The sequence below is a fragment of the Halopseudomonas oceani genome, from assembly GCF_002903165.1.
Classification (GTDB): domain Bacteria; phylum Pseudomonadota; class Gammaproteobacteria; order Pseudomonadales; family Pseudomonadaceae; genus Halopseudomonas; species Halopseudomonas oceani.
Genome location: NZ_PPSK01000002.1, coordinates 198,840 through 222,565, shown reverse-complemented (window position 1 = coordinate 222,565; position 23,726 = coordinate 198,840). Strand labels below are relative to the sequence as shown.

At 60.2% G+C, this 23,726-nt stretch carries 23 protein-coding genes; 10 read left to right on the top strand and 13 right to left on the bottom strand.

All coding sequences use genetic code 11. From position 1 onward, the window contains the following. Positions 1 to 50: 50 nt before the first annotated feature. A complete protein-coding gene (locus C1949_RS19375; protein ID WP_170062988.1) occupies positions 51 to 221 on the bottom strand; it encodes a hypothetical protein in 171 nt (56 codons plus the stop codon). Here C1949_RS19375 and mutS point away from each other — a divergent pair. Both mutS and fdxA read left to right on the top strand, forming a co-directional pair. After that, the gene (mutS, locus tag C1949_RS03220; protein WP_104737043.1) at positions 208 to 2,787 is read left to right on the top strand and encodes a DNA mismatch repair protein MutS; all 2,580 of its coding nucleotides are present in this window, start codon (positions 208 to 210) and stop codon (positions 2,785 to 2,787) included. The genes C1949_RS19375 and mutS overlap by 14 nt on opposite strands. A 145-nt stretch (positions 2,788 to 2,932) precedes the next feature. Further along, the gene (fdxA, locus tag C1949_RS03215; RefSeq protein ID WP_104737042.1) at positions 2,933 to 3,256 is read left to right on the top strand and encodes a ferredoxin FdxA; all 324 of its coding nucleotides are present in this window, start codon (positions 2,933 to 2,935) and stop codon (positions 3,254 to 3,256) included. A gap of 613 nt (positions 3,257 to 3,869) precedes the next feature. Here the strand turns inward: fdxA and glyA are convergent. From glyA to C1949_RS03185, 6 genes are all read right to left on the bottom strand, one after another. Then, positions 3,870 to 5,156 carry a serine hydroxymethyltransferase gene (glyA, locus tag C1949_RS03210; protein ID WP_104737041.1) on the bottom strand — a complete coding sequence of 429 codons (1,287 nt, stop codon included), beginning with the start codon at positions 5,154 to 5,156 and terminating at the stop codon, positions 3,870 to 3,872. A 102-nt stretch (positions 5,157 to 5,258) separates the two neighbouring features. Next, on the bottom strand, positions 5,259 to 6,491 hold the full coding sequence (locus tag C1949_RS03205) for an aspartate aminotransferase family protein (protein WP_104737040.1): 1,233 nt from the start codon (positions 6,489 to 6,491) through the stop codon (positions 5,259 to 5,261). After that, positions 6,467 to 7,402 (bottom strand): pyridoxine/pyridoxal/pyridoxamine kinase, encoded by a 936-nt coding sequence (gene pdxK, locus C1949_RS03200; protein ID WP_104737039.1) that lies wholly within the window; start codon positions 7,400 to 7,402, stop codon positions 6,467 to 6,469. The genes C1949_RS03205 and pdxK overlap by 25 nt, the downstream gene beginning before the upstream one ends. Continuing rightward, positions 7,399 to 8,121 (bottom strand): glutamine amidotransferase, encoded by a 723-nt coding sequence (locus C1949_RS03195; RefSeq protein WP_104737038.1) that lies wholly within the window; start codon positions 8,119 to 8,121, stop codon positions 7,399 to 7,401. Before C1949_RS03195 ends, pdxK begins: the two co-directional genes overlap by 4 nt. Beyond that, positions 8,118 to 8,933 carry a YggS family pyridoxal phosphate-dependent enzyme gene (locus C1949_RS03190; RefSeq protein WP_104737037.1) on the bottom strand — a complete coding sequence of 272 codons (816 nt, stop codon included), beginning with the start codon at positions 8,931 to 8,933 and terminating at the stop codon, positions 8,118 to 8,120. Before C1949_RS03190 ends, C1949_RS03195 begins: the two co-directional genes overlap by 4 nt. Further along, on the bottom strand, positions 8,933 to 10,174 hold the full coding sequence (locus C1949_RS03185; RefSeq protein ID WP_104737036.1) for a benzoate/H(+) symporter BenE family transporter: 1,242 nt from the start codon (positions 10,172 to 10,174) through the stop codon (positions 8,933 to 8,935). The genes C1949_RS03190 and C1949_RS03185 overlap by 1 nt, the downstream gene beginning before the upstream one ends. 107 nt (positions 10,175 to 10,281) lie before the next feature. Here C1949_RS03185 and pdxR point away from each other — a divergent pair, with 107 nt between their 5' ends. Both pdxR and C1949_RS03175 read left to right on the top strand, forming a co-directional pair. Continuing rightward, positions 10,282 to 11,778, top strand: a complete 1,497-nt coding sequence (pdxR, locus tag C1949_RS03180) for a MocR-like pyridoxine biosynthesis transcription factor PdxR (protein WP_104737035.1) — start codon at positions 10,282 to 10,284, stop codon at positions 11,776 to 11,778. Between the two features lie 30 nt (positions 11,779 to 11,808). Continuing rightward, entirely contained in the window at positions 11,809 to 13,005 is a 1,197-nt protein-coding gene (locus tag C1949_RS03175; RefSeq protein WP_104737034.1) for an MFS transporter, read from the top strand. A gap of 194 nt (positions 13,006 to 13,199) precedes the next feature. On the opposite strand, the gene groL is transcribed toward C1949_RS03175, so the two are convergent. The 3 genes from groL to C1949_RS03160 form a co-directional block, all read right to left on the bottom strand. After that, the gene (groL, locus tag C1949_RS03170) at positions 13,200 to 14,843 is read right to left on the bottom strand and encodes a chaperonin GroEL (protein WP_104737033.1); all 1,644 of its coding nucleotides are present in this window, start codon (positions 14,841 to 14,843) and stop codon (positions 13,200 to 13,202) included. Positions 14,844 to 14,891: 48 nt separating this feature from the next. After that, on the bottom strand, positions 14,892 to 15,185 hold the full coding sequence (locus C1949_RS03165) for a co-chaperone GroES (protein ID WP_104737032.1): 294 nt from the start codon (positions 15,183 to 15,185) through the stop codon (positions 14,892 to 14,894). Positions 15,186 to 15,390: 205 nt separating this feature from the next. Then, the gene (locus tag C1949_RS03160) at positions 15,391 to 15,840 is read right to left on the bottom strand and encodes an FxsA family protein (protein WP_104737031.1); all 450 of its coding nucleotides are present in this window, start codon (positions 15,838 to 15,840) and stop codon (positions 15,391 to 15,393) included. A gap of 190 nt (positions 15,841 to 16,030) precedes the next feature. Here C1949_RS03160 and C1949_RS03155 point away from each other — a divergent pair, with 190 nt between their 5' ends. Continuing rightward, on the top strand, positions 16,031 to 16,789 hold the full coding sequence (locus C1949_RS03155) for an SDR family oxidoreductase (RefSeq protein ID WP_104737030.1): 759 nt from the start codon (positions 16,031 to 16,033) through the stop codon (positions 16,787 to 16,789). Between the two features lie 62 nt (positions 16,790 to 16,851). Here the strand turns inward: C1949_RS03155 and C1949_RS03150 are convergent, their stop codons facing one another. Continuing rightward, entirely contained in the window at positions 16,852 to 17,868 is a 1,017-nt protein-coding gene (locus C1949_RS03150; RefSeq protein WP_170062987.1) for a DUF481 domain-containing protein, read from the bottom strand. Between the two features lie 43 nt (positions 17,869 to 17,911). Between C1949_RS03150 and C1949_RS03145 the strand changes: the two genes are divergently transcribed. Together C1949_RS03145 and C1949_RS03140 are read left to right on the top strand one after the other, a co-directional pair. Beyond that, positions 17,912 to 18,286: an MGMT family protein gene (locus C1949_RS03145; RefSeq protein ID WP_104737028.1), complete on the top strand. Its 375-nt coding sequence runs from the start codon at positions 17,912 to 17,914 to the stop codon at positions 18,284 to 18,286. Then, positions 18,283 to 19,659, top strand: a complete 1,377-nt coding sequence (locus C1949_RS03140; protein WP_104737027.1) for an AmpG family muropeptide MFS transporter — start codon at positions 18,283 to 18,285, stop codon at positions 19,657 to 19,659. Before C1949_RS03145 ends, C1949_RS03140 begins: the two co-directional genes overlap by 4 nt. Before the next feature lie 58 nt (positions 19,660 to 19,717). Here the strand turns inward: C1949_RS03140 and C1949_RS03135 are convergent, their stop codons facing one another. Both C1949_RS03135 and C1949_RS03130 read right to left on the bottom strand, forming a co-directional pair. Continuing rightward, positions 19,718 to 20,551 (bottom strand): mechanosensitive ion channel family protein, encoded by an 834-nt coding sequence (locus tag C1949_RS03135; RefSeq protein WP_104737026.1) that lies wholly within the window; start codon positions 20,549 to 20,551, stop codon positions 19,718 to 19,720. Between the two features lie 34 nt (positions 20,552 to 20,585). After that, positions 20,586 to 21,071, bottom strand: a complete 486-nt coding sequence (locus C1949_RS03130; protein ID WP_104737025.1) for a YajQ family cyclic di-GMP-binding protein — start codon at positions 21,069 to 21,071, stop codon at positions 20,586 to 20,588. A gap of 108 nt (positions 21,072 to 21,179) precedes the next feature. Between C1949_RS03130 and C1949_RS03125 the strand changes: the two genes are divergently transcribed. The 3 genes from C1949_RS03125 to C1949_RS03115 all read left to right on the top strand — a co-directional run bounded on the left by C1949_RS03125 (position 21,180) and on the right by C1949_RS03115 (position 23,725). Further along, complete coding sequence (locus tag C1949_RS03125) at positions 21,180 to 22,136, top strand: GGDEF domain-containing response regulator (protein WP_104737024.1); 957 nt, start codon at positions 21,180 to 21,182, stop codon at positions 22,134 to 22,136. Positions 22,137 to 22,143: 7 nt separating this feature from the next. After that, positions 22,144 to 23,049: a 2-dehydropantoate 2-reductase gene (locus tag C1949_RS03120; protein WP_104737023.1), complete on the top strand. Its 906-nt coding sequence runs from the start codon at positions 22,144 to 22,146 to the stop codon at positions 23,047 to 23,049. 109 nt (positions 23,050 to 23,158) lie between these two features. Then, positions 23,159 to 23,725: a cob(I)yrinic acid a,c-diamide adenosyltransferase gene (locus tag C1949_RS03115; RefSeq protein ID WP_104737022.1), complete on the top strand. Its 567-nt coding sequence runs from the start codon at positions 23,159 to 23,161 to the stop codon at positions 23,723 to 23,725. Position 23,726 lies beyond the last annotated feature (1 nt).

The window sequence follows — 23,726 nt, the reverse complement described above, 5'->3', positions numbered from 1 at the left end:
CATGCCAGTTGGCACGCTGCCTGCGAATACCCTGCGACCACATTCGGCAATCAGGGTTTCCCGCCATCGCCAACCACCTGCGGCACTGCAGCAGGCGACAGCGACGTGATACCCTTTGCGCCAACCTGAAACGGCGCTTCAGCCACCGTTCCCAGCGCATCCGCCGCGCCCGGTGACACCGCCTTTGCCGCATATTTCGAGTCATTGATGAAAAAGAGCAAATCCGAATCCCCCGCCCACACGCCGATGATGCAGCAGTATTTCAGCATCAAGCAGCAGCACCCCGAGCAGCTCCTGTTCTACCGCATGGGTGACTTTTACGAGCTGTTCTACGACGACGCCAAAAAAGCGGCTCGACTGCTCGATATTACCCTGACCGCACGGGGCCAGTCCGGCGGTCAGCCGATCCCGATGGCCGGCATTCCGTTCCATGCCGCCGAAGGCTATCTGGCCAAGCTGGTCAAACTGGGTGAGTCGGTCGTCATCTGTGAGCAGGTCGGCGATCCGGCCACCAGCAAGGGCCCGGTCGAGCGCCAGGTTGCCCGCATCATTACCCCGGGCACGGTCAGCGATGAAGCACTGCTCGATGAGCGCCGTGACAACCTGCTGGCCGCGCTGGTGGGTGCCGAGCGCGGCTTCGGTCTGGCAACGCTCGACATCAACAGCGGCCGCTTTGTGGTCATGGAGTTGCGCGGCTGGGAGACCTTGCTCGGTGAGCTGGAACGTCTGGCGCCAGCCGAGCTGTTGATTCCCGATGACTGGGAAAGCAATACGCCAATCGAACGCCGCCGCGCCGTGCGTCGCCGCGCCCCCTGGGAGTTCGATCAGGACAGCGCCTTCAAGGCCCTCACCCAGCAATTCGGCACCAAGGATCTGGTTGGCTTCGACTGTCAGGACCTGACCCTCGGCCTCGGCGCCGCCGGTGCGCTGCTGAGCTATGCCAAGGAAACCCAGCGCACCGCCCTGCCGCACATCCGCAGCATGGCGCAAGAGCGATTCGAAGACAGCGTGATTATCGACAGCGCCAGCCGCCGGAATTTGGAAATCGACCAGAACCTGTCTGGTGGCCGTGACAACACCCTGCTCGACGTGCTCGACCATACTGCAACGGCCATGGGCAGCCGCCTGATGGCGCGCTGGCTGAATCGTCCGCTGCGGGACCTGAAGGTCCTGGGCGCACGCCAGGACAGCATCAGCGCCCTGCTCGACCAGCAGTTCTATCTCGACCTGCAGCCGCAGCTCAAGGGCATCGGCGATATCGAACGCATACTCGCCCGGGTTGCCCTGCGCTCTGCGCGTCCGCGCGATCTGGCACGCCTGCGCGACGCGCTGGCCGCCCTGCCCGCGCTGCAGGACTGCATGCAGACGCTGGAAACAACGCACCTGCGCAATCTGGCCGAACAGGTACGCACCTACCCGGAGCTGGCCGAGCTGCTGGAACGCGCCGTGATCGACAACCCGCCCGCCGTGCTGCGCGACGGCGGCGTAATCAAGGCCGGTTTCGACGCCGAACTGGACGAGCTGCAGAACATCAGCGAAAACGCCGGCCAGTATCTGATCGACCTGGAGACCCGCGAACGCGAGCGTACCGGGCTGAACACGCTCAAAGTCGGCTATAACCGGGTACACGGCTACTTTATCGAGCTGTCCCGCAGCCAGGCCGATCAGGCGCCAGCAGACTACATTCGCCGCCAGACCCTCAAGGGCGCCGAACGGTTTATCACACCTGAACTGAAGGCCTTTGAAGACAAGGCGTTGTCGGCCCGCAGCCGCGCGCTGGCTCGCGAGAAGCAGCTGTACGATGAGCTGATCGACCGTCTCAACGAAGACCTTGCCGCACTGCAGACCAGCGCTGCCAGCCTGGCCGAGATCGACGTGCTCTGCACCCTCGCCGAGCGCGCCGGCAGCCTCGATTACAGCCGCCCGCGCTTTATCGAGGGCAGTCAGCTGCAGATCAGCCAGGGACGCCACCCGGTGGTCGAACAGGTGCTGGAAACACCCTTCGTCGCCAACGATCTGGACCTGGACGCCGACACCCGCATGCTGGTGATTACCGGCCCGAACATGGGCGGTAAATCCACCTACATGCGCCAGACTGCGCTGATTGTACTGCTGGCCCATATTGGCAGCTTTGTGCCGGCGGCAGACGTCGAGCTGTCCTGCGTCGACCGCATCTTCACCCGTATCGGTTCCAGTGACGATCTGGCCGGCGGCCGCTCAACCTTCATGGTCGAAATGAGCGAAACCGCCAACATACTCAATAACGCCACCGCCGCCAGCCTGGTCCTGATGGACGAAGTCGGCCGTGGCACCAGCACCTTCGACGGTTTGTCGCTGGCTTGGTCTGCTGCCGAGTATCTGGCCAAGGTTCGCGCCTTCACCCTGTTCGCGACCCACTACTTCGAGCTGACCGGCATGGCCGATACTGACGAAGGCGTGGCCAACGTGCACCTGAATGCCACTGAACATAACGAGCGCATCGTGTTCCTGCACAACGTCCAGCCCGGTCCGGCCAGCCAGAGCTATGGCCTGCAAGTCGCCCAGCTTGCCGGTGTACCGCGTCCGGTCATCCTGCGTGCGCGCGAACACCTCGCCCAGCTGGAGCAGCAGAGTCTGGAGCAGCACGGCAGCAAGCCTGCAGGCACCAGCGAGCAACCGTTCCAGAGTGATCTGTTTGCCAGCGCACCTCACCCTCTGGTCGAACAGATGCAGTCACTGGAGCCGGATGATCTCAGCCCTCGCCAAGCGCTTGAGCTACTGTACAAACTGAAACGAGAGTGGTCGTAATTTCGGCAAATGATATTCATTTGCATCAAACGTGTCGCGACCTCGCTTTAATCTGCGCAAAACCCGGCGTTACTCTGTACCGCCGGTAAAAAACTGCTAGACTACGCGCCAGATTTTGCCAGCCTGATTCAATGGAGACCTCACCATGACCTTTGTTGTTACCGACAACTGCATCAAGTGCAAGTACACCGATTGTGTTGAGGTCTGCCCGGTTGATTGCTTCTACGAAGGCCCGAATTTCCTGGTCATTCACCCAGACGAGTGCATCGACTGCGCCCTGTGCGAACCCGAATGCCCGGCCAACGCCATCTTCTCTGAAGACGAGGTGCCAGAGGATATGCAGGAGTTCACCGAGCTGAACGCCGATCTGGCTGAAGTGTGGCCGAACATCACCGAGAAGAAGGATGCACTGGCCGACGCCGAAGAGTGGGATGGCGTACCGGACAAGCTGCAATACCTGGAGCGCTGAGCAGCCAGCTGCCACGCAATAAAAAAACCGGCCATGTGCCGGTTTTTTTGTGCTGCAAGCTGGAAGCGCACCAGTGTGAGCCTGTTATGTGGTTTTAGCTTGGTGCTTGAGGCTTGAGGCTTGAGGCTTGAGGCTTGAGGCTTGAGGCTTGAGGCTTGAGGCTTGAGGCTTGAGGCTTGAGGCTCTGAATTTTGGGGTCAAATTTCAGGCAAAAAAAGGGGCGGGATAGCCCGCCCACTCTTTATTCCATATGTGCTTTCCGTGTCCAGCCATCCTGGCTTCATCTTCCTGAAAATCCCTGACTCAGCTCCCTGCCGAGTAGCGCTATCCGTCGCGCTTGAGTACATCTTAACGAATGCCGGATCGTCCGCAAGCCCCCTACAGCGACCAAAACAGGCACACTATCAAAAATAAAAATCAATATTTTCATGCACTTACCATTTCAAGCACGGGCAAAAACTCGTTCCACCCACATCTTGCAACGGCGAAGTCTCACACGCTTTGTAGGAAATCTCTTACAAAAAACAGCCCAACAAAATGTCATCAATCAAGAAGAGCGCTGAGTTTCTCTAGCACAACAGCGCTCGGCAACCCGAACCTCCTACAGCCGCAATCAATCGCACATGCATGGGCCGTATACCGGATAACGGCGGCACAACGTCACCACCTCCTCCCGGACCCGGTCACGCACTGCGGTCAGTTCGTCTACACCGGTTGCCATTGCATCCAGCACGTCGCACAACCAACCCGCCACCTGTTCGCACTCGACGATCCCAAAGCCACGCGTAGTCAAGGCTGGCGTACCAATGCGTATGCCTGAGGTGACGAAAGGTGAACGCGGATCATTGGGCACCGAGTTCTTGTTCGTCGTGATGTAGGCATCCGCCAGGGCCGCATCAGCCTCCTTGCCGGTGTAAGGCCTGGCGGAAAGATCGATGAGCATCAGGTGGTTGTCGGTGCCGCCCGAGACGATCTTGTAGCCACGCTGCTGAAGCACGGCCGCCATCGCCCGGGCGTTGGCAACCACCTGGCGCTGGTAGGTCTTGAACTCCGGCCGCAGCGCCTCCTTGAAGGCGATGGCTTTGGCGGCGATGACATGCATCAGCGGGCCGCCCTGGGTGCCCGGGAACACAGCGGAGTCGAGCTTCTTGTAAAAGTCATCACCCTGACCTTTGGCCAGAATGATGCCGCCGCGTGGGCCGCGGAGCGTCTTGTGGGTGGTGCTGGTGACGACATGGGCATAGGGCAGCGGATTGGGGTATTCCCCCGCCGCAACCAGTCCAGCTACGTGAGCCATGTCCACCCAGAAGATGGCGCTCACCTTGTCGGCGATCGAGCGCATGCGCGCCCAGTCCTTGTAACGCGAGTAGGCGGAGAACCCGCCGATCAGCATCTTGGGCCGGGTTTCCAGGGCGATGCGTTCCATCTCATCGTAGTCGATCAGCCCGGTCTCCGGGTTGAGCCCGTAAGGCACGATCTTGTAAAGGCGACCCGAGAAGTTGGACGGATTGCCGTGGGTAAGATGGCCACCCTGGGCCAGATTCATACCCATCACCGTATCGCCGGGATTGGTTAGCGCCAGAAATACAGCCGCGTTGGCCTGGGCACCGGCATGGGGCTGGACATTGGCATAATCGCAGTCGAACAGCCTCTTGAGCCGTTCGATAGCAAGGCGCTCAGCAACGTCCACATGCTCGCAGCCGCTGTAATAGCGCTTACCGGGGTAGCCCTCAGCGTACTTGTTGGTGAATACCGAGTTCTGCATGGCCATCACGAGCGGGCTAGCGTAGTTCTCTGACGCAATCAGCTCGACGTGGTCTTGCTGCCGGCGTTCTTCTTGCTTAACCGCATCGGCCAGCTCTGGGTCAAAGTCGCTGAGCGCCAGGGAGGTGTCGTACATGGGGTTGTTCCTTTCTCTGAAATTCGGGATTGGCCTATTCAGGTCGGCGAGCGTCATTCAGCTCAACTACGCCCACCGTCACTTGCGGGTTCACTTCGCAAATCAGGTCGCGGGCTCCAGCTCTGCGCTAGGTTGAACTTTCATCACACCCACCTCCGTGCCCGCCGACAGCAGGCGGGTAAGACGCAGCACAATGTCGTCGATTTGCTCGTCAGTGCAGGTAAGCGGCGGCAATAGCCGAATGACGGTATCTCGGGTCACCGTAATAAGCAGCTGCTGCTCGGACAGCGCGCGTCCCACCAGCTCCTTGCAGGGCCGATCCAGCTCGATTCCTACCATCAGTCCCTGACCACGGATGGCAGTGACATGCGGATGAGCGCCCAGCGCCTGCTGCAACCCCGCGAGCAAACGAGCACCCTGCACCGCAGCCCGTTCCGCCAGCCGCTCTCGCGCCATGATGTCGAGCACGGTAAAGGCCACCCTGCAGGCCAGCGGATTACCGCCAAAAGTCGAACCGTGCAGACCGGGAGAAAACAGATCAGCCGCCGCACCGCGCGCCAGGCAGGCGCCGATAGGAAACCCGTTACCCAGGGCCTTTGCCAGCGTTATGACGTCCGGCTCGATGTCCGCTATCTGATAGCCGAACCAGGCGCCTGTGCGGCCCAGGCCGGTTTGAATCTCATCCAGCATCAACAGCCAGCTATGCTGGTCACAGAGTGAGCGCAGCTCGCGTAAGTAGTCAGCACTGGCCACCCGAATGCCGCCTTCACCCTGCACCGGCTCAATCAGCACCGCGACAATGTCCGGGCAATGTTCGGCCGCCTCGCGTGCAGCACGAATGTCGTTGTAGGGGACCCGCAGAAAGCCCTCGGGTAGCGGCCCGAACCCCTGCTGGTTAGCCGGATTGTCTGTGGCGGCGAGTGTCGCTAGGGTGCGGCCATGAAAGGCATTTCCCATGACCAGTATCTGCGGCTGCAGGACCTGTTTACGATGGGCGTGCAGCCGGGCCAGCTTGATAGCCGTCTCGTTGGCTTCGGCGCCCGAGTTGCAGAAAAAGGCGCTTTGCATCCCGGTCAACGCGCACAGTCGTTCTCCCAGCCGCTCCTGCCAGTCGATGCCAAACACGTTGGAGGTGTGAAGCAGTGTCTTTGCCTGATCGGCGATGACAGCAGCAATCTCCGGATGAGCGTGACCAAGGCTGGTGACCGCGACACCGGCAATTGCATCTAGGTACTCAACACCCTGTTCATCCCAGAGCTGCGCGCCGTTACCACGCACGAAGGAGACCGGTTGACGAGCATAGGCGCGCATCAGATGGGAAGTGACTGCTTGCATGGAAAAATCCTGTAGGTAAATTTGCTGACTGACGCATGATCCACCGCCCTGCCGGCATTGCATCGGCCAGTCAGGGGCAGCAGCAATTCAGCGCATTGCGCCTGCTGGGTACGCTGCAACACGCTAACGACGTGGCGGCACGCGCGGGTGGCCGCCTCCGACAGATCGACACCATTGATCCAATGCCCAACCAAGCTGGCACAGAACAGGTCGCCAGTGCCTTTGGGGGTCGCAGTGAGGCGCGGATGCGCGATAACTTCGGCCTGGGTGCGGGAGACGAGCACGACCTGCATTTCGTCAGCGGCCCAGGTATCAGGCGCCGCACTGGTGACGGCAACCCATTGCGTGCGTCCGGTCAGCAAGGTGCGGGCGGCGGCAACCACGCTTTCAACATCATTCACCGGCCGGCCGGTCAGGCGCCCCAGCTCGAATCCGTTGGGCGTCAAGCCCTCGGCCAGCGGCAGCAGATCCCGGCGATAAGCATCCACAAGACCCGGATCGACATAGATGCCGTGATCGGTATCGCCCAGCACCGGATCAATCACGACGCGCAAATCGGTCTGCTGCCGCTGCCGCGCCCGAATCCAGGGCGCCAGCGCATCAACCTGCCGGGCGTTACCAAGATAGCCGACCAGAATACCGCGCAAGGCGTGCAGCGCACCGCGAGCCGACAGGTCATTCAGGTAGCCACCGAACCACTCAAGGGGCAGCGCGCCACCGTGCATTGTCGGGTAATGCGGCGTATTGCTGAACATAACGGTAGGAACCGCAGCCACCGACAATGCCAGCGCTTCGAGCGTCGGCACGGCAACATTGTTACCAACCCGGCCATACACAACCTGTGACTGCACCGACACCACATCGACAGGCAAAGCTTGAACTGAGCAGGGCAAAGACAGAGAGGCGGTCATGGTGACATCCCCCCTGATGGCGCTGCTTCAACCTCATCCAGCCAAGCTGCAAACGCCGCCCGTGCAGCCTGCGGCAGATCGGACTGCAACGCCTGCGCCTCGGCACGCAGAGCACACGGATCGATGCCAGCGAGTGCCAGTTCGCATGCATGGCCGACCAGCCAGCGCTCAATACGCCGGGGGTCCGCCTCCAGGTGGCATTGCAGGGCCAGTACGTGGTTACCCACCCTGAAAGCCTGGTTGGCACAGATGGCTGTTCCCGCCAACCGCGTGGCGCCGGCAGGCATGTCGAAGCGATCACCGTGCCAGTGCAGCACCGGCACATCGCCCAGCGCTGCCAGCGGCGAAGCGTTCCCCTCCGCGGTGAGCGTCAATGGCGAGAAGCCGATTTCCTTGCCCCCCATGCTGCTGACACTGGCGCCCAGAGCGCGTGCAATCAACTGTGCACCCAGACAAATGCCCAGCAGTGGGCGCTTACTCTCCAGGCGATGCCTGATCACCGCCAACTCATCAGTAATGAAAGGATAGGCGGGATCATCAAAGGCGCCGATGGGGCCACCCAGCAGCACCAGCAAGTCGGCCGATAGCGTATCGGCCGCATACAGACTATCAACGGTGGCATCCAGATAACGCACGGTATAGCCACGAGCCTGCAGCAGCGGCTCCAGCGTTCCGAGGTCTTCAAAAGCCAGATGGCGGATGGCAATGGCGGTTTTCATGTTTTCGGTTCCTTTGTGCTGGGTTCACCGGGCCAGTAATAGCTGTCCGGCATTGGACGGGCGCCAAAGATGGCCTGGCCGACGCGCACCACGGTGGCGCCTTCCTCAATAGCAATTTCGAAGTCACCCGACATGCCCATTGAAAGCTCATCCAGCACCATCCCTGGCGGCGCGTCCTGCCGCAGGCGATCACGCAGCTCTCGCAGCCGCACAAAACACTGACGCACCCGTTCGGCATCGCTGGAGAACAGCGCCAGCGTCATCAGTCCACGGACCCGCAAGGTCGTGAATGCCGGTAGCGCCTGCAGGAAGGCCGGTACTGCGTCGGGGCTGAGTCCGTACTTGCTGGACTCCCCCGAGGTATTGACCTGCACAAACACGTCCAGCGTGCGGCCTTCCAGCTGCAGGCGATGATCCAGCGCGGCAGCGACACGCACACTGTCCAGCGCCTGAAACTCAGTCGCGAAACGTGCGACCAGTTTGGCCTTGTTGGTCTGCAGATGGCCGATGACAGACCAGCGCAGATCGGTCAAATCCCGCATCGCCGTCCATTTGCGGTACGCCTCCTGTGGCTTGTTTTCACCCAGCATCCTGCAGCCTGCAGCATGGGCTAACCGTAAACGGGTTTCGGGCTTGGTCTTGCTGACGGGTAGCAGGCGCACCGTTGCCGGGTCTCGGCCAACGCGCTGGCAAGCGGCAACGATCCGCGCCTGCACCGCAGCCAGATTGCGGCGAACCTCCTCAACCGTCGTAGCTTCGGGGTAGCGACCGTGTTGGTCGTGGCTGGTTGGGGTCTCGGATACCATACTCATCAGCGTGTGCTCCCTTCAGTCGATGCCGGCGCGACAGTCGATGCCGCTGTTCGCTGGGGCAGCCGGCCGTGCAGCAGCGCATACGCCGCCAGCCCGATCACCAGCCCCCAGAAAGCACCACCAATACCCAACAGGTTGATGTTGGCGGCCGCAGCCAGAAAAGTGATCAACGAGGCTTCGCGGGTCTTGGTATCAGCCATCGCGCTGGCAAGACTGCCACCGATGGTGCCGAGCAACGCCAAGCCTGCCAGTGTGGTGATGAAAGTCGCCGGAAACGCCATGAAAACCGCAGCCAATGTGACCCCGAACACGCCGACCAGAATATAAAACACGCCCGCAGCGATACCGGAGATCCAGCGTTTGGATGGCTCCGCGTGTGACTCTTGGCCGGTACAGATGGCGGCCGTGATCGCAGCGATGTTAAAGGCGTGTGAGCCGAACGGCGCCATCAGCAACGAACCCAGCCCGGTGACTGTCACAATAGGGTTGGCACTGGTTTTAAAACCGTCGTTACGCAATACCAGCATGCCTGGCATGTACTGTCCGGTCAGGGTGATCAAGAACAGCGGCAGCGCCACGCTCAATAGCGCATTGAGGGAGAAGACCGGCATGGTGAAAACCGGTGTCGCCAGTTCCAGCCTCAGCTCCGACAGGTCGACGCGATCCTGAACCAGCAGAAAGCCAAGCCCTAGCAGCAGAATGCCGACCACCGCATAGCGCGCCGAGAACCGCTTGAACACCAGGTAAGCAACGATCAGCACCCCAGCCAGCAGCGGGTCGATGCTCATTCCACCGAACGCCCCGATACCGAACTGGAGCAGGATGCCGGCCAGCAAGCCGGCAGCCACGCCCGGCGGTATCAAACGGATAACCCGCTCGAACCAGCCCGACAACCCCAGCACCACAAAAGCCGCAGCCGAAACAAGGTAAGCACCCACAGCTTCGGCATAGGACGTAGTCGCCAGCGCCGTGACCAGGAATGCGGCTGCTGGGGTGGACCAGGCGGTGATGACCGGCTCACGGGAAGCCCAGCTCAGAATGATCCCCGTCACGCCCACACCAATGGAAATCGACCACACCCAGGAGGCGGTCAACTCAGGGCCAAGCCCCGCTACCTTGGCGGCCTGGAACACCAGGATGAAGGTACCGCCGTAGTTGACGATAACCGAGATCAGACCTGCCAGAACAGGATGGAGCAAGTCGCTCCCGCGAACAGATGAAGGTGCAGAGACAGATGACATGGCCTGATGTTGGCTCCTGAAACATGACTGGGCGGGTTGTGAAATATATTTATACCCTTAAAATGGACTGGTGATACCAGCCAATTACGCATAGAGGATCAGACCAATTGTTCAGACATGCTCAACTTGAATCAGTCAAAGCCTGGATCAGTGATCCGGCGCATGCCGCCTTGCCGCTGCATGCACGTGTGCAGCGGGCCATTCGTCAGCTGATCCTTGATGGCGTGCTCGATGTGGGCAGACCGCTGCCTGCGACACGTGCGCTGGCAAAGTCTTTGGGGGTGTCCCGCGACACGGTTGAGTCAGCCTACAGCCAGCTGCACGCGGAGGGCTTCATCGAACGGCGGGTGGGTAGCGGCAGCTTCGTCTCAGAGCGTGCGCAACGCCTGCAAGGCCTCGGCAATACAGCACGCCCCAGAACACAGCACGAGACAACACGTCTCAGCCAGCGTGGGAGCGCCCTATTTCAGGGTGGTGGCGTACGCGACTTTCTGCTGCCACGTGCCTTTGCGCCGGGTGTACCCGAGACACGCAGTTTTCCACTGCAGACCTGGGAGCGGCTGGAGCGACAGGTGTTGAAGGATTACGGCACGCAGGCATTGCTGCATAGCCCGCCACAGGGCATGGAGTCACTGCGGCGCGCCATCGCCAACTACGTCAATCTTGAACGCGGGGCACGCGCCACGCCTGAACGCGTACTGGTGCTGACCAGCTCCCAGCAAGCCTTGACCCTGTGCGCCCAGGTACTACTCGACGCTGGTGACCGGATTTTTATCGAAGATCCGGCGTATCACGGGGCACGCAAGGCATTCGATGCTGCCGGCCTGGAGTGCGTGCCCATCCCTGTGGACTCGGACGGACTGCGCGTGGACCAACTGCTCGAGTCAACACAGGCACCCAATGGGGCGGCGAAGGCGGTGTTCCTTACGCCATCGCACCAGTTCCCTACCGGAGCGACACTGGCCCTGGATCGGCGGCTGGCAGTCATCGACTGGGCCAGCCAGCAGCAAGGCTGGATCATCGAGGACGATTACGACAGCGAGTTTCACTACGCCGGCAAGCCTACCGCCTGCGTACAGGGGCTTGATCCGCACGATCGCACTATCTACATCGGCACCTTCACCAAATCGCTGTTTCCCGGGCTGCGCATCGGCTACATGGTGCTGCCTCCCGCATTGGTCGCCCCCATGACCGTGGCCCGCACCCTGCTTGACGGACACAGCGCACCGATTCCGCAACTCACGCTGGCACGCTTTATCGACGACGGTCACTTCGGCGCACATGTGCGAACCATGCGATCCATCTATGCCAAGCGACGCGATGTACTGGCCCAGTTGATAACAGAGCACCTGGCTGACTATCTGGAACCGCGCGTGCCCGCAGGTGGCATGCAGATGCCCTGCCTGTTCACCCGTGACCTCCCCGAACATGAGGCAGTGGAATCTGCACGCCGGGCCGGCATCGACCTGCTGGGACTAACAGCCCTGCACGCGTCGAGCAGGCACCAGGCGGGTTTCCTGATGGGGTTCGCCGCTCATGCGCCCCATGAACTGGAAGCGGCAGTCAAAAAACTTGCAACCGTACTGGATACGCTCTGCGGCTGATCCCCGGCAGGGGAATAACGAGGGACTGAAATGAAGTCGTCACCCAATCTGTTATTGGGGCAGGTATCCACCGCCCATCTGGTCAGCCATCTGCACATCATGGCGCTCCCCGCGCTGCTGCCGCTGCTACCTGACACCATGCAAGTCGGCTTTGTCGAGCTGGGCTTTGCGATCGGTCTGTTCAATATCGTTTCTGCGCTGGTACAGGTGCCGCTCGGCTATCTGGTTGATCGACTGGGAGCCCGGCGGATGCTGATGGCTGCGCTCCTGCTGGGGACGTTCAGCTTCGGACTGGTCGCCGTGTTCCCCAGCTACCCATGTCTGCTCGTCGCCATGACCCTTGCTGGCCTCGCCAACGGGGTCTACCACCCGGCCGATTACTCGCTTTTGTCACGCGGCCTGCCTATCGACAAAATGGGCAGAGCCTTCTCAATTCATACCTTCGCAGGTTTTCTGGGTGGGGCTCTGGCACCGCCGGTCATGGTTGGCGTTGCACTGCTTCTGGCACCGCGCTGGTCCTTTGCCGTTGCCGCGCTGGCCGGGCTGGCTGCCTGGGGTGTGATGGTCAGCAGCACACCGACAACAAACCACCATCCCGATGCCATTGCCGGTGGATCGCACAACGCCGGGACCCGCCCGGTGTCCACATCGGTAATGACGCTGGCAGTCCTGACGTTGCTGTTCACTCTGCTCAGCCTGAGCACGGGCGCTATCGAGAAGTTTTCGGTATCAGCGCTGGTACAGGGCTTTGACGTGACATTGCCGGCAGCCAACCTGGCACTGACAGTCTTTCTGTTTGCCAGCGCCTTTGGCGTGCTGGCCGGTGGTGTGCTGGCGGATCGCACCAGCCGGCATGGCTATGTCGCGGCGGGGGCCTTTGCGCTGGCGGCATTGATCGTCGTCCTGATTATCCAGGTAGCGCTACCCCCCATTGCCCTGACGATCGCCTTGGGGGCGGCGGGGTTCCTGACCGGAATGGTGGCTCCTTCGCGTGACATGCTGGTGCGGGCAGCATCGCCGGCGGGTGCCGAGGGCAAGACCTTCGGCATCGTCTCCACCGGCTTCAACCTGGGTGGCGTCATCGGCCCGATCCTGTTCGGCCTCTTGCTGGATCGCGGGCTGGCCACCGGCGTGCTTTGGGCGGCCGTCGGCTTTATGCTAACGACCACCGCAGTGGTTCTGCTTCAGGAGAGACACCAGCGCAGCAGCGGGTTAAGCAATGGCTGATGTGAATGAAGAGCGTCTTCGCGCATACGTTCGACCAGCAGCGTCCGACTGCCGAGCGCTAGCCAGCCCCTTTTCGCCTTCCTGTCCGGGCCTGCGGGACTGGTTGTTTCATACGCCCAACGTCAGGGCGCGCTTTTGACGCATAAAAAAACCCGGCTCTCTCGAGCCGGGTTTCGGGTTTGCCGGGAGGCTGATTACATCATGCCGCCCATACCGCCCATACCACCCATGCCGCTCATGTCGGGCATAGCCGGCTTCTCTTCCGGCAGCTCGGCAATCATGGCTTCAGTGGTGATCATCAGACTGGCGACCGAGGCGGCAGCCTGCAGCGCGCTGCGGGTGACCTTGGCCGGGTCCAGGATGCCCATGTCGATCATGTCGCCGTACTCGCCAGTTGCAGCGTTGTAACCGAAGTTACCTTCGCCTGCCTTGACGCGTTCCAGCACAACGGCAGCTTCTTCACCAGCGTTGGTGACGATCTGACGCAGCGGCGATTCAACAGCGCGACGCAGCAGCTTGATACCGACGTTCTGGTCTTCGTTGTCACCAGCCAGACCTTCGATAGCCGCCAGAGTGCGGACCAGGGCAACACCGCCGCCAGGTACCACACCTTCTTCAACGGCAGCACGAGTAGCGTGCAGCGCGTCTTCAACGCGGTGCTTCTTCTCTTTCATTTCCACTTCGGTAGCAGCACCAACCTTGATCACAGCAACACCGCCAGCCAGCTTGGCCAGACGCTCTTGCAGCTTCTCACGGTCGTAGTCGGAGGTGGTTTCTTCAACCTGCTTGCGGATCTGGTTAACGCGGGCTTCGATATCAGCCTTGGCACCAGCGCCGTCAACGATAGTGGAGTTGTCCTTGTTGATCTGAACGCTCTTGGCTTGACCCAGGTGCTCCAGAGTAGTGGTTTCCAGGCTCAGACCCACTTCTTCGCTGATCACGGTACCACCGGTCAGGATGGCGATGTCCTGCAGCATGGCCTTGCGACGATCACCGAAGCCCGGTGCCTTGACCGCAGAAACCTTGACGATGCCACGCATGTTGTTGACAACCAGTGTCGCCAGCGCTTCACCTTCAACGTCTTCAGCAACGATCATCAGCGGACGACCAGCCTTGGCAACGGCTTCCAGAACCGGCAGCAGCTCGCGGATGTTGGAGATTTTCTTGTCGACCAACAGGATGTAAGGCTGATCCAGATCAGCAGACATGGTTTCCGGCTTGTTGACGAAGTAGGGAGACAGGTAGCCACGATCAAACTGCATGCCTTCTACAACAGACAGTTCGTTGTCCAGACCGGAACCTTCTTCAACGGTGATCACGCCTTCCTTGCCAACGCGGTCCATGGCTTCGGCAATGATGCTGCCGACGGACTCGTCAGAGTTGGCGGAGATGGTACCAACCTGGGCGATGGCCTTGGAATCTGCACACGGCTTGGCCAGGTTCTTCAGCTCGGCAACGATGGCAGCAGTGGCCTTGTCGATACCGCGCTTCAGGTCCATCGGGTTCATGCCAGCAGCAACCGCTTTCAGACCTTCGGTCACGATGGCCTGCGCCAGTACGGTTGCAGTAGTGGTACCGTCACCGGCGTCATCGTTGGCACGGGAAGCAACGTCCTTAACCAGTTGCGCGCCCATGTTTTCGAACTTGTCTTTCAGCTCGATTTCCTTGGCAACGGACACGCCGTCTTTGGTGATCAGCGGCGCGCCGAAGCTGCGCTCGATCAGCACGTTACGGCCCTTCGGACCCAGGGTAGCTTTAACCGCGTTGGCCAGCGTGTTTACGCCGTCCAGCATCTTGTTGCGACCGGAAATACCAAATTTAACTTCTTTTGCAGCCATGTTTGCTTTCCTTCAAATGAATTCGTTAAGGGGTGTCGGGGTGGCGGATCAGCCTTCCAGTACACCGTAGATTTCGGATTCGCTCATGATCAGCAGGTCTTCACCATCGACCTTGATGGTGTTATTGCCGGAGTAAGGACCGAAAACCACCTTGTCGCCTTCTTTGACGGCCAGCGGACGAACTTCGCCGTTGTCCTGCAGACGCCCGGTACCTACAGCAACGATAACCCCGGTGTTCGGCTTTTCAGCGGCCGAGCCGGGCAGAACGATACCACCAGCAGTCTTGGTTTCTTCTTCGCTGCGACGAACGACTACGCGATCGTGTAACGGACGAATTTTCATCGTTGTGTGTCTCCCAATAAATGATCTTCAATGCCGGAAACCCGGCGCTTTCACGTTGTAATCCGGACCCGCAGTGCGAATCCGAAGGACGAGCCTTGCGGCCCGTCGCTATTCGTGGCTCAGCCCTTTCACAGAGCCCGCCAAACCGGTGTGAACTAGATGGGGCTTAGCAAGGCCATTTCAAGAGGTAAGCGCAAGATTTTTTTCAATCTCGGTCGATACGGCGATCCGGCGACACCTGATCTGGATCATCGGGATGCCATTCGCCCTCGATAATGGTGGTGTTTCCGCGCCGCCACACGTTCGGGCCACCGGGCTCGCCCGGCCCCGGTTTGCCACGGGATACCAGCGCCAGCACCAGGCAAGGCACCGCCAGCGCATCGGTTATCAAACCAGGGATCATCAACAGCACGCCGGCCAGCAGCCACCACATGCCGGTCTTCAACACGGCAAAAGGTGAGCGATTTTCCGCCATGCGGATTTGCAGCTGCTGCAGCATCGACCAGCCCTGGCGCTGGATCAGCACCAGACCCAGCAGGCCGGTACCCAGCACCCACAGCAGGGTTGCGCCTACACCAATGCGCTGGCCAAGCAGGATCAGGGTAGCCAGCTCAAGCAGGGGCAGGAGCAAAAGGAAGAATCTGAACAGGGGCATACGCACCTCGTATTGGACAGGTTTCAAGTATATGGGTACGACCTCTTCAGCTTTCAACCGGCAGGTCGACCAATGGCACCGCCACCAAGGTCAGAAAGTGACCAGAATACGGCTTCAGGTATTCAAAATATCGAAAATCTGGTGCATGCTTGCGCACCTCATTTCCATCCCCCCTTGCGAGGAGAGCCCAATGCAATTGCAAGACAGCGTTATCATCATCACCGGTGGCGGACAGGGCCTGGGTCGTTCCATGGGCGAATTCCTGGCTGCCAAAGGCGCCAAACTGGCTCTGGTCGACCTCAATCAGGAAGCGCTGGATGCTGCTGTTGCAGCCTGCAAAGCCGCTGGCGGCGACGCCCGCTCGTACATCTGCAACGTTGCCAACGAAGAGCAGGTCACCCACATGGTGAACCAGGTTGCCGAAGACTTTGGCGCCATTCACGGACTGATCAATAACGCGGGCATCCTGCGCGACGGTCTGCTGCTGAAGGCTAAAGACGGTCAAATCCAGAAAATGAGCATGGCGCAGTGGCAGGCGGTTATCGACGTCAACCTGACCGGCGTATTCCTCGGCACCCGCGAAGTGGCTGCCAAGATGATCGAGCTGGGCACTCAAGGCCTGATCATCAACATCTCGTCGATCTCTCGCGCCGGTAACGTTGGTCAGTCCAACTACTCCGCCGCCAAGGCCGGAGTGGCCGCTATGACCGTCACCTGGGCGAAAGAGCTGTCCCGCTACGGTATCCGTGTTGCCGGCATTGCTCCGGGCTTCATCGAAACCGAGATGACCGGCAGCATGAAGCCGGAAGCGCTGGAGAAAATGACTTCAGGCATTCCGCTCAAGCGCATGGGCAAACCGGCAGAGATCGCTCACTCGGCAGCCTACCTGTTCGAGAACGACTACTACACCGGCCGCATCCTTGAACTGGACGGTGGTCTGCGTCTCTGATGCTGTCTGCGGATTGGTGGCCGCGCGCCGCCAATCCGCACGTTTTTTCTCCCCTGCCGTCCCTACCAGCCCACACCCAGTCCAAGGGTGTATCGGGTATCTCGATAGCCACTGTCGTCGGTGGTATTCAGGTAATCCAGCTCGCCCTTGAGGCTTAGCGACGCCCAACTGGTAAGCCGATAGCGTATCCCCAGATCGGCATCCATGAGATAGCGGACCTTTGGATCGTCGGGGATTTGTGTCTCTGCGCTGTGGAACAACTCGAAGCGCTTGCCCAGCAGAAAACGCCGGTAATCCCACTGCAGGCCAAGGGCGTCATAGCGCGAACGATTGCCATCGCGCTCCTTGAGCCAGACCCGGTCCAGCCGCGCAGATGTCTCGAACCGCCCAAGGGCGGTATTCCACCACTCGTAACCTGGGCCCATGCCAAACTGACGCTGCTTGGCTATCTCGTTAATATGGTCACGCTTGTACTGCACGCTGCTGGCCCAAAACCACTGGTCGGTGATAAAGCGATTGAGATCGTAGGAGACGTCGAGCGTGTGACTGGTCTTGACGTCGTTGCTGTAGTCCCGGTCGTAGTCCAGTGCCCAATCATGGCGCCAGCGACCGTGACGCAGGCGTGAGGTGACATCGATATCGATATCGCGCTTCTCGTTTCCGGAGGTGTCCTTAATATCGAGCGCCGCACTGGCATCGCCCTCCCAGACCGAGTCCTGAACCAATGGCCTGGGGACCAGCAACTGGCGTATCGAGCCAATCTCGGTGGCGACCGGTCGCCGGTTAGGTACCCGCAGCAGCACCTGGCCATCCTGCTCCGACTCGGCCAACTGCACGGTGTGCTGGATGCCGTCGCGCAACTTGACCAACACTGGCTCCTCGCTGTTGAAAGTTCTGATACGGGCGACACTGATGGTCAAGGTCCCGGCATAGGTCGTCTCCAGCACCAGCTTGCCACCTTCGAGGAACTCGACTTTGCCAGTCAGACGATCCCCATTGTCCAGCCACAGGGTATCAGCGACACTGCGCCAGGAAAGCAAGGTAAGACAGCACAACAAGACAACGCGGAACAACGGCATTGAACACCATCCAGCAGGCATCAGGTTAAACGGGCGATTATCCATGAAAGACCGGCAGATAGCGCCAGCGTTCAACCCTCCAGCAGGTGACGAACGCAAGGCGGTCTTTTTTCAGGTGCTGGCCAGCATCCCGCCCGGCCGCGTCACCAGCTACGGCCGCCTCGCGGAGCTGGCTGGCCTTGGCCGTGGAGCGCGCCTGGTCGGGCGCTGGCTTGGACAACTGCCTGAGGGTACAAACCTGCCCTGGCATCGCGTCCTCAACAGCCAGGGAAAGCTGTCACTCGGGCCCGATTCCCCCAGCGGCCGGGAACAACGCGAAAGACTGGCTGCCGAAGGCATACTGGTACGCAACGGTCGCGTGAATCTGCGACACTACGGCTGGCCAGAGTACCCCGCGCCATCACAAGGACAAGCATGAGTTCCAGCCCTTCCGATTCCAGTACCACTCCCCTGCCAGCTGAAGGCCTTCGGGTTTACCTCAAGCCACGCGTCATCGGCATGCTGTTTCTCGGCTTCTCCGCCGGTCTGCCACTGTTGCTGGTCGGCGGCACCTTCAGCGCCTGGCTACGCGATATCGGCGTCGAACTAGCGTCTATCGGTTTTCTCAGCTGGGTCGGTATGGCGCACTCGATCAAGGTTCTGTGGGCGCCACTGATCGACCGTTTGCCGGTCCCCATATTGACGCGCCTGTTCGGGCGTCGGCGCAGCTGGATGCTACTTGCCCAGTTGGTGATTGCCGGCGCATTGCTTGGCATGTCGATGACCAATCCGCTGGAGCATCTGGAATGGGTTGCGCTATGGGCAGTGCTGGCCGCCTTCGGTTCGGCCACTCAGGATGTCGCCATTGACGCCTACCGGGTCGAAGCCGAAGCCAAGCACCGCCAGGCCGCCATGGCCGCCACCTACGTCACCGGTTACCGGGTAGCCATCCTCGCTGCCGGCGCGGGCGCCCTGCACATCGCCGCCCTGCAGGACTGGAGCATGGCCTATGGGCTGATGGCCGGCATGATGCTGATCGGGCTGGTAACAACACTGATTATTGCTGAACCGAGCGTGGAAATTACTGATGCAACCCGAGCGCAGGAGGCCCGCCTGACTCAGCACCTGAGCGAGTCGGTTCATAGTGGCTGGCGACTGCAGCTGTCCGGCTGGGCCTTCAACGCATTCATTGCGCCCTTTACCGAGTTCTTTGAGCGCTATGGCCGGGTTGCCTTCATCATTCTGCTGTTTATCGCGACCTTCCGAGTCAGCGATATTTTCATGGGCACCATGGCCAACCCCTTCTATCTCGATATCGGCTTCAGCAAGGAGCAGATCGCCAACATCGCCGCCGCTTTCGGTCTGGCCATGACACTGGCCGGCGCAGCCCTCGGCGGGTTGATGGTGGCCCGTTTCGGCATTGCGCCGATCCTGATTCTGACCGCGTTCATGGCGCCAGCGACCAACCTGATCTTTGCCTGGCTGGCCTTCATCGGCCCACAACCGGACGGGCTGATCGTCGCCATCATTGCCGACAACATTACTGGCGGGCTGGCTATCTCGGTGTTCATTGCCTATCTATCGAGCCTGACCAACACCGCCTACACCGCGACCCAATACGCCCTGTTCAGCTCTCTGATGACCCTGCCGGGCCAGTTTGCCGCCGGCTTCACCGGCGTTCTGGCCACCCAGTTGGGTTGGGTCCACTTCTTTATGGCCACCGCACTGACCGGGTTACCGGCGATCATTCTCGCTTTCGCCCTGCTCAGATACGCCCACCCGGATCGCTTGCGCCGCCCCGGCATAGACTGACTTACAGACACAAAAAAACCGGCCATGGCCGGTTTTTTTGTCACAGTGCCCGAGTGAATCAGGACGTCTGCTGTACCAGATGCACAGTCCGCTGCGGGAACGGAATGCTGATGCCTGCTGCATCAAACTCCAGCTTGGCCTTTTCCTGCAACTCGAAGAAAACGCCCCAGTAATCCTCTGTCTTGGTCCACATACGCAGCGACAGGTTCACCGAGTTGTCACCCAGCGATACCAGCCAGACTACTGGCTCTGGATCCTTGAGCACACGGCTGTCGCCTTGGGCCAGCCCCATCAGGATATCCTTGGCCTGCTTGAGGTCATCGCTGTAATCAATACCGATATTCAGATCGACGCGACGGGTCGCCTGGCGGGAATAGTTGATGATATTGCCGTTGGACAGGCTGCCATTGGGCACGATCACAGTCTTGTTGTCAGGCGTTTTCAGTACGGTGTTGAAAATCTGAATGCTATCAACCGTGCCGGCAACGCCCTGCGCCTCAATGTATTCACCGGCGCGAAACGGACGCAGAAACAGAATCAAGGCTCCACCGGCGAAGTTGGCCAGACTGCCCTGCAGTGCCAAGCCTACAGCCAGGCCAGCGGCACCCAGCACCGCGATGAAGGACGTTGTCTCGATACCCACCATACCGGCAACACTGATCAGCAGGAGCACCTTGAGCGCGACGGATACCATTGAGCCGATGAAGCCATGCAGCGTTGGCTCTAGGTTGCGCTTGGTCATGACCCCGTTCATAGCTTTCATCAGACGACCAATCAGCCACCAGCCGATCAGCAGCGTCAGCAGCGCCAGTGCCAGCTTGCTGCCATACTCAACCAGCAGCGGCAGCAGCGTCTCTTCAAGCCCTTGCAGCTTGTTCATGATTTCATCCATTCGTGCCCCCTTTTATCAGCGATGGATCGCGACCTCAGTCGCGGAAGTTGTTGTATTGCAGCGGCAGCTCCAGCTCACTGCCGCGCAACAGCGCCATGACATCCTGCAAGTCGTCGCGCTTCTTGCCCGTTACCCGTACCTGATCGCCCTGAATCGCGGCCTGTACCTTGAGCTTGGAATCCTTGATCAAGGCAACGATTTTCTTGGCAAGTTCCTTGTCGATCCCTTCCTTAAACGACACATCCTGCTTGACCTGCTTGCCAGAGGCAAATGGTTCGCCCGCGTCCAGACAGCGAATATCGATCTTGCGCTTGGTCAGACTGAGTTCAAGAATCCCCATCATCTGCTCAAGCTGAAAGTCGGACTCCGCGCTCATGGTGATCGTCTTCTGCTTATCGTTGAAGTCGATCTCCCCTTTTCCCCGCAGATCGTAACGCCGCTCCAGCTCTTTCTTGGCATTATCAACCGCGTTGGTTACTTCATGTTTGTCCAGTTCGGACACGACATCAAAAGATGGCATTGTGCTACCTCACAGAAAAACCCAAAATTATGATGTTCATTACAAAACGACGGTATAACCTCATGGCATTATACCTAGACCGGCCAACGTCCAGCAGGGAGCAACTACATGCCGAACCCCCAACTCAGCATCCTGGTAGTCGATGACACCAAGTTCAGCAGTGCTGTCATCGGCCATACCCTGAGTCAGGCCGGCTATAACAACATCCGTTTCGCCAGCTCGGCCATGGATGCCCTGCGCATGCATGAAGAACAGCCGGCCAGCGTGATGGTTGCCGACTGGCTGATGCCGGAAATGGACGGACTGGAGCTGACCACACGTATCCGTCAGCTGGACGAGCAATCGGTCCATTACACCTACGTGGTCCTGTTGACCGCACGCGAGGGCGACAACGTCCTCGGCGAAGCCTTTGATCGCGGCGTAGATGACTTCATCAGCAAATCGGCGATGAATGAGCAGTTGCTGCCCCGCATTTACGCTGCCGACCGCACCTCCCAGTTGATCAACCGTCTGTTGGATGAGAACCAGCTGCTGGCAACCAACAACGCGCAATTGGAAGAACACAACCTGGTCGACCGGCTAACGGCCATCGGCAACCGCCGCTACCTGATTCAGCGCCTGACCGAAGTCCTGCGCAATGTTGAATCACGCGGCGGTGCGTGCTGCCTGGTCGTCATGGGCGTACAGAACCTGCCCGCCCTGAGCGAACGCTTCGGTGACACCGTACAACAGGAAGTGCTGCGCGGCACTGCGCGACGCCTACAGCAGCTGGTGCGCCCCACCGACGTGATTGCCCGGGTTGACGACAACGCGTTCGCCATCGTCACCATCGCCGACCAGGCAGCCGATCTGAAACCGGCGAGTTTTCGCCGTCTGCACGACGGTCTCAATCTCAAAGCGTTCAAGACCAGCGAAGGCTACCTGTCAATCCGCGCAGGCATGGTTATCTGTACCCTGAGCAACCAACAGGCAGCACCCGAGGCCGAGGCGCTGCTGCAACAGGTAGAAAGCCATCTTAACGATGCTTACGAAACCAACCTGATCACCGAAGCCCGACTCGGCTAAGGACCGCATGCTGTATATCGTCGGGGCGGGCAGTCTCGGCCTGCTGTGGGCTGCTCGGCTGCGCCTGGCAAACAGGGATTGCCGCCTGATCCTTCGTAACAGCAGCCGACTGGAGCAGTGGAACCGCAACGGCGGTGAGCTTGGGTTCAACGATGGAGCCGCTGTGCATCGGTTACCGTTGGCGGCAGAAACAGCGGATGCCACCACGCCTATCCTGCGCCTTGTGGTGGCAACCAAATCCTATGCTGCCTTGCCTGCTGTCGAGTCAGTGCGCCACCGCCTGCAGCCCGATGCCGAGATTTTTTTGCTGCAAAACGGCCTGGGCTCGCAACAGGCGATTGCGGACGCCTTTCCCGCCTGCCGCGTGTACTGCATCAGCGTCACCGACGGCGCCTGGCGTCCGAGCGAGCAAGAGCTTATCTGGGCGGGCCGCGGCCACAACATCATTGGTCCATTGCATCCGGATATACCGGCGCCCGACTGGCTCAGTTCCCTTCCCGCCAGCATCGCAACCAGTTGGCAGCCCGACATCATGCCAGTGCTCTGGCGCAAGCTCGCGGTAAATTGCGCGATCAACCCTTTCACGCTGATTTATGATTGCCGCAACGGAGAGGTTCCAGAACGAGCCGACGGCTGGCTGACCGAGTGCCTGGCCGAGCTGCAGCAACTCCTGACGCTGCAAGGCGTGCAGGGCGACCTCGACCAGCAGGTTCACTCCGTCATTCTGGCCACCGCAAACAACAGCTCCTCGACTCGCCAGGATCTGCACGCAGGCCGCCGCACCGAACTCGACTACATTCTCGGCTACGCCTGCCGTGCGGCACACGCTGCGGGTCTTGCGACACCAGCCCTGGACCGGCTGCACAGGGCCGCCCAGGACACACTGCGCACGCACCGGCTGCCAGCCGACTGATGATCCTGCCGGCAACACCACTCGGCCCGCCCTGGGCCGGTGATATGGCTTGTGATAAAACCGCAACAGCCCCTAGACTGGCGCGCACACTTTCGAGGAGACACACGCGATGGGCTACCGCCTGAGCAAACTGTACACCCGCACCGGCGACGGCGGAGAAACCGGGCTGGCCAACGGCGAGCGAATTCGCAAGGATCACCCCCGGATCGAAGCCATGGGCGATGCGGACGAATTAAATAGCCATCTGGGCCTGCTGCTATGCCAGATGGACACTGCCCACATGACAGACCTCAAACTCGCACTCACCCCAATCCAGCACCGGTTATTCGATCTGGGTGGCGAGTTGGCCGTGCCCGGCCACGACCTGATTGAAGCAGCCGACGTCGCCCAGTTGGAGCAGTTGATTGACCACTACAACGCCAGCCTGGAGCCACTGAAGAACTTCATTCTGCCCGGTGGTTCAGTGCTTGTTGCCCAGGCCCACCTGACTCGCAGCGTGTGTCGTCGTGCCGAGCGCCATTATCTGACGCTGGCGGTTGAGGAAGAGGTAAACAATCAGTCGGCCATCTATCTGAATCGACTGTCTGACCTGCTATTTGTTGTGGCGCGAACGATCGCCATACTGGAAGGAACTGCCGAAGTACTGTGGGCTGCCAAGCCCAAGCCTGAGGCCTGAG

Excerpts from the sequence above, each read along its gene's own strand:
- mutS (WP_104737043.1), top strand. The coding sequence starts at position 208 with ATGAAAAAGAGCAAATCCGAATCCCCCGCCCACACGCCGATGATGCAG.
- fdxA (WP_104737042.1), top strand. The coding sequence starts at position 2,933 with ATGACCTTTGTTGTTACCGACAACTGCATCAAGTGCAAGTACACCGAT.
- glyA (WP_104737041.1), bottom strand. The coding sequence starts at position 5,156 with ATGTACGACACCTCCCTGGCGCTCAGCGACTTTGACCCAGAGCTGGCC.
- C1949_RS03205 (WP_104737040.1), bottom strand. The coding sequence starts at position 6,491 with ATGCAAGCAGTCACTTCCCATCTGATGCGCGCCTATGCTCGTCAACCG.
- pdxK (WP_104737039.1), bottom strand. The coding sequence starts at position 7,402 with ATGACCGCCTCTCTGTCTTTGCCCTGCTCAGTTCAAGCTTTGCCTGTC.
- C1949_RS03195 (WP_104737038.1), bottom strand. The coding sequence starts at position 8,121 with ATGAAAACCGCCATTGCCATCCGCCATCTGGCTTTTGAAGACCTCGGA.
- C1949_RS03190 (WP_104737037.1), bottom strand. The coding sequence starts at position 8,933 with ATGAGTATGGTATCCGAGACCCCAACCAGCCACGACCAACACGGTCGC.
- C1949_RS03185 (WP_104737036.1), bottom strand. The coding sequence starts at position 10,174 with ATGTCATCTGTCTCTGCACCTTCATCTGTTCGCGGGAGCGACTTGCTC.
- C1949_RS03175 (WP_104737034.1), top strand. The coding sequence starts at position 11,809 with ATGAAGTCGTCACCCAATCTGTTATTGGGGCAGGTATCCACCGCCCAT.
- groL (WP_104737033.1), bottom strand. The coding sequence starts at position 14,843 with ATGGCTGCAAAAGAAGTTAAATTTGGTATTTCCGGTCGCAACAAGATG.
- C1949_RS03165 (WP_104737032.1), bottom strand. The coding sequence starts at position 15,185 with ATGAAAATTCGTCCGTTACACGATCGCGTAGTCGTTCGTCGCAGCGAA.
- C1949_RS03160 (WP_104737031.1), bottom strand. The coding sequence starts at position 15,840 with ATGCCCCTGTTCAGATTCTTCCTTTTGCTCCTGCCCCTGCTTGAGCTG.
- C1949_RS03155 (WP_104737030.1), top strand. The coding sequence starts at position 16,031 with ATGCAATTGCAAGACAGCGTTATCATCATCACCGGTGGCGGACAGGGC.
- C1949_RS03150 (WP_170062987.1), bottom strand. The coding sequence starts at position 17,868 with ATGCCGTTGTTCCGCGTTGTCTTGTTGTGCTGTCTTACCTTGCTTTCC.
- C1949_RS03145 (WP_104737028.1), top strand. The coding sequence starts at position 17,912 with ATGAAAGACCGGCAGATAGCGCCAGCGTTCAACCCTCCAGCAGGTGAC.
- C1949_RS03140 (WP_104737027.1), top strand. The coding sequence starts at position 18,283 with ATGAGTTCCAGCCCTTCCGATTCCAGTACCACTCCCCTGCCAGCTGAA.
- C1949_RS03135 (WP_104737026.1), bottom strand. The coding sequence starts at position 20,551 with ATGGATGAAATCATGAACAAGCTGCAAGGGCTTGAAGAGACGCTGCTG.
- C1949_RS03130 (WP_104737025.1), bottom strand. The coding sequence starts at position 21,071 with ATGCCATCTTTTGATGTCGTGTCCGAACTGGACAAACATGAAGTAACC.
- C1949_RS03125 (WP_104737024.1), top strand. The coding sequence starts at position 21,180 with ATGCCGAACCCCCAACTCAGCATCCTGGTAGTCGATGACACCAAGTTC.
- C1949_RS03120 (WP_104737023.1), top strand. The coding sequence starts at position 22,144 with ATGCTGTATATCGTCGGGGCGGGCAGTCTCGGCCTGCTGTGGGCTGCT.
- C1949_RS03115 (WP_104737022.1), top strand. The coding sequence starts at position 23,159 with ATGGGCTACCGCCTGAGCAAACTGTACACCCGCACCGGCGACGGCGGA.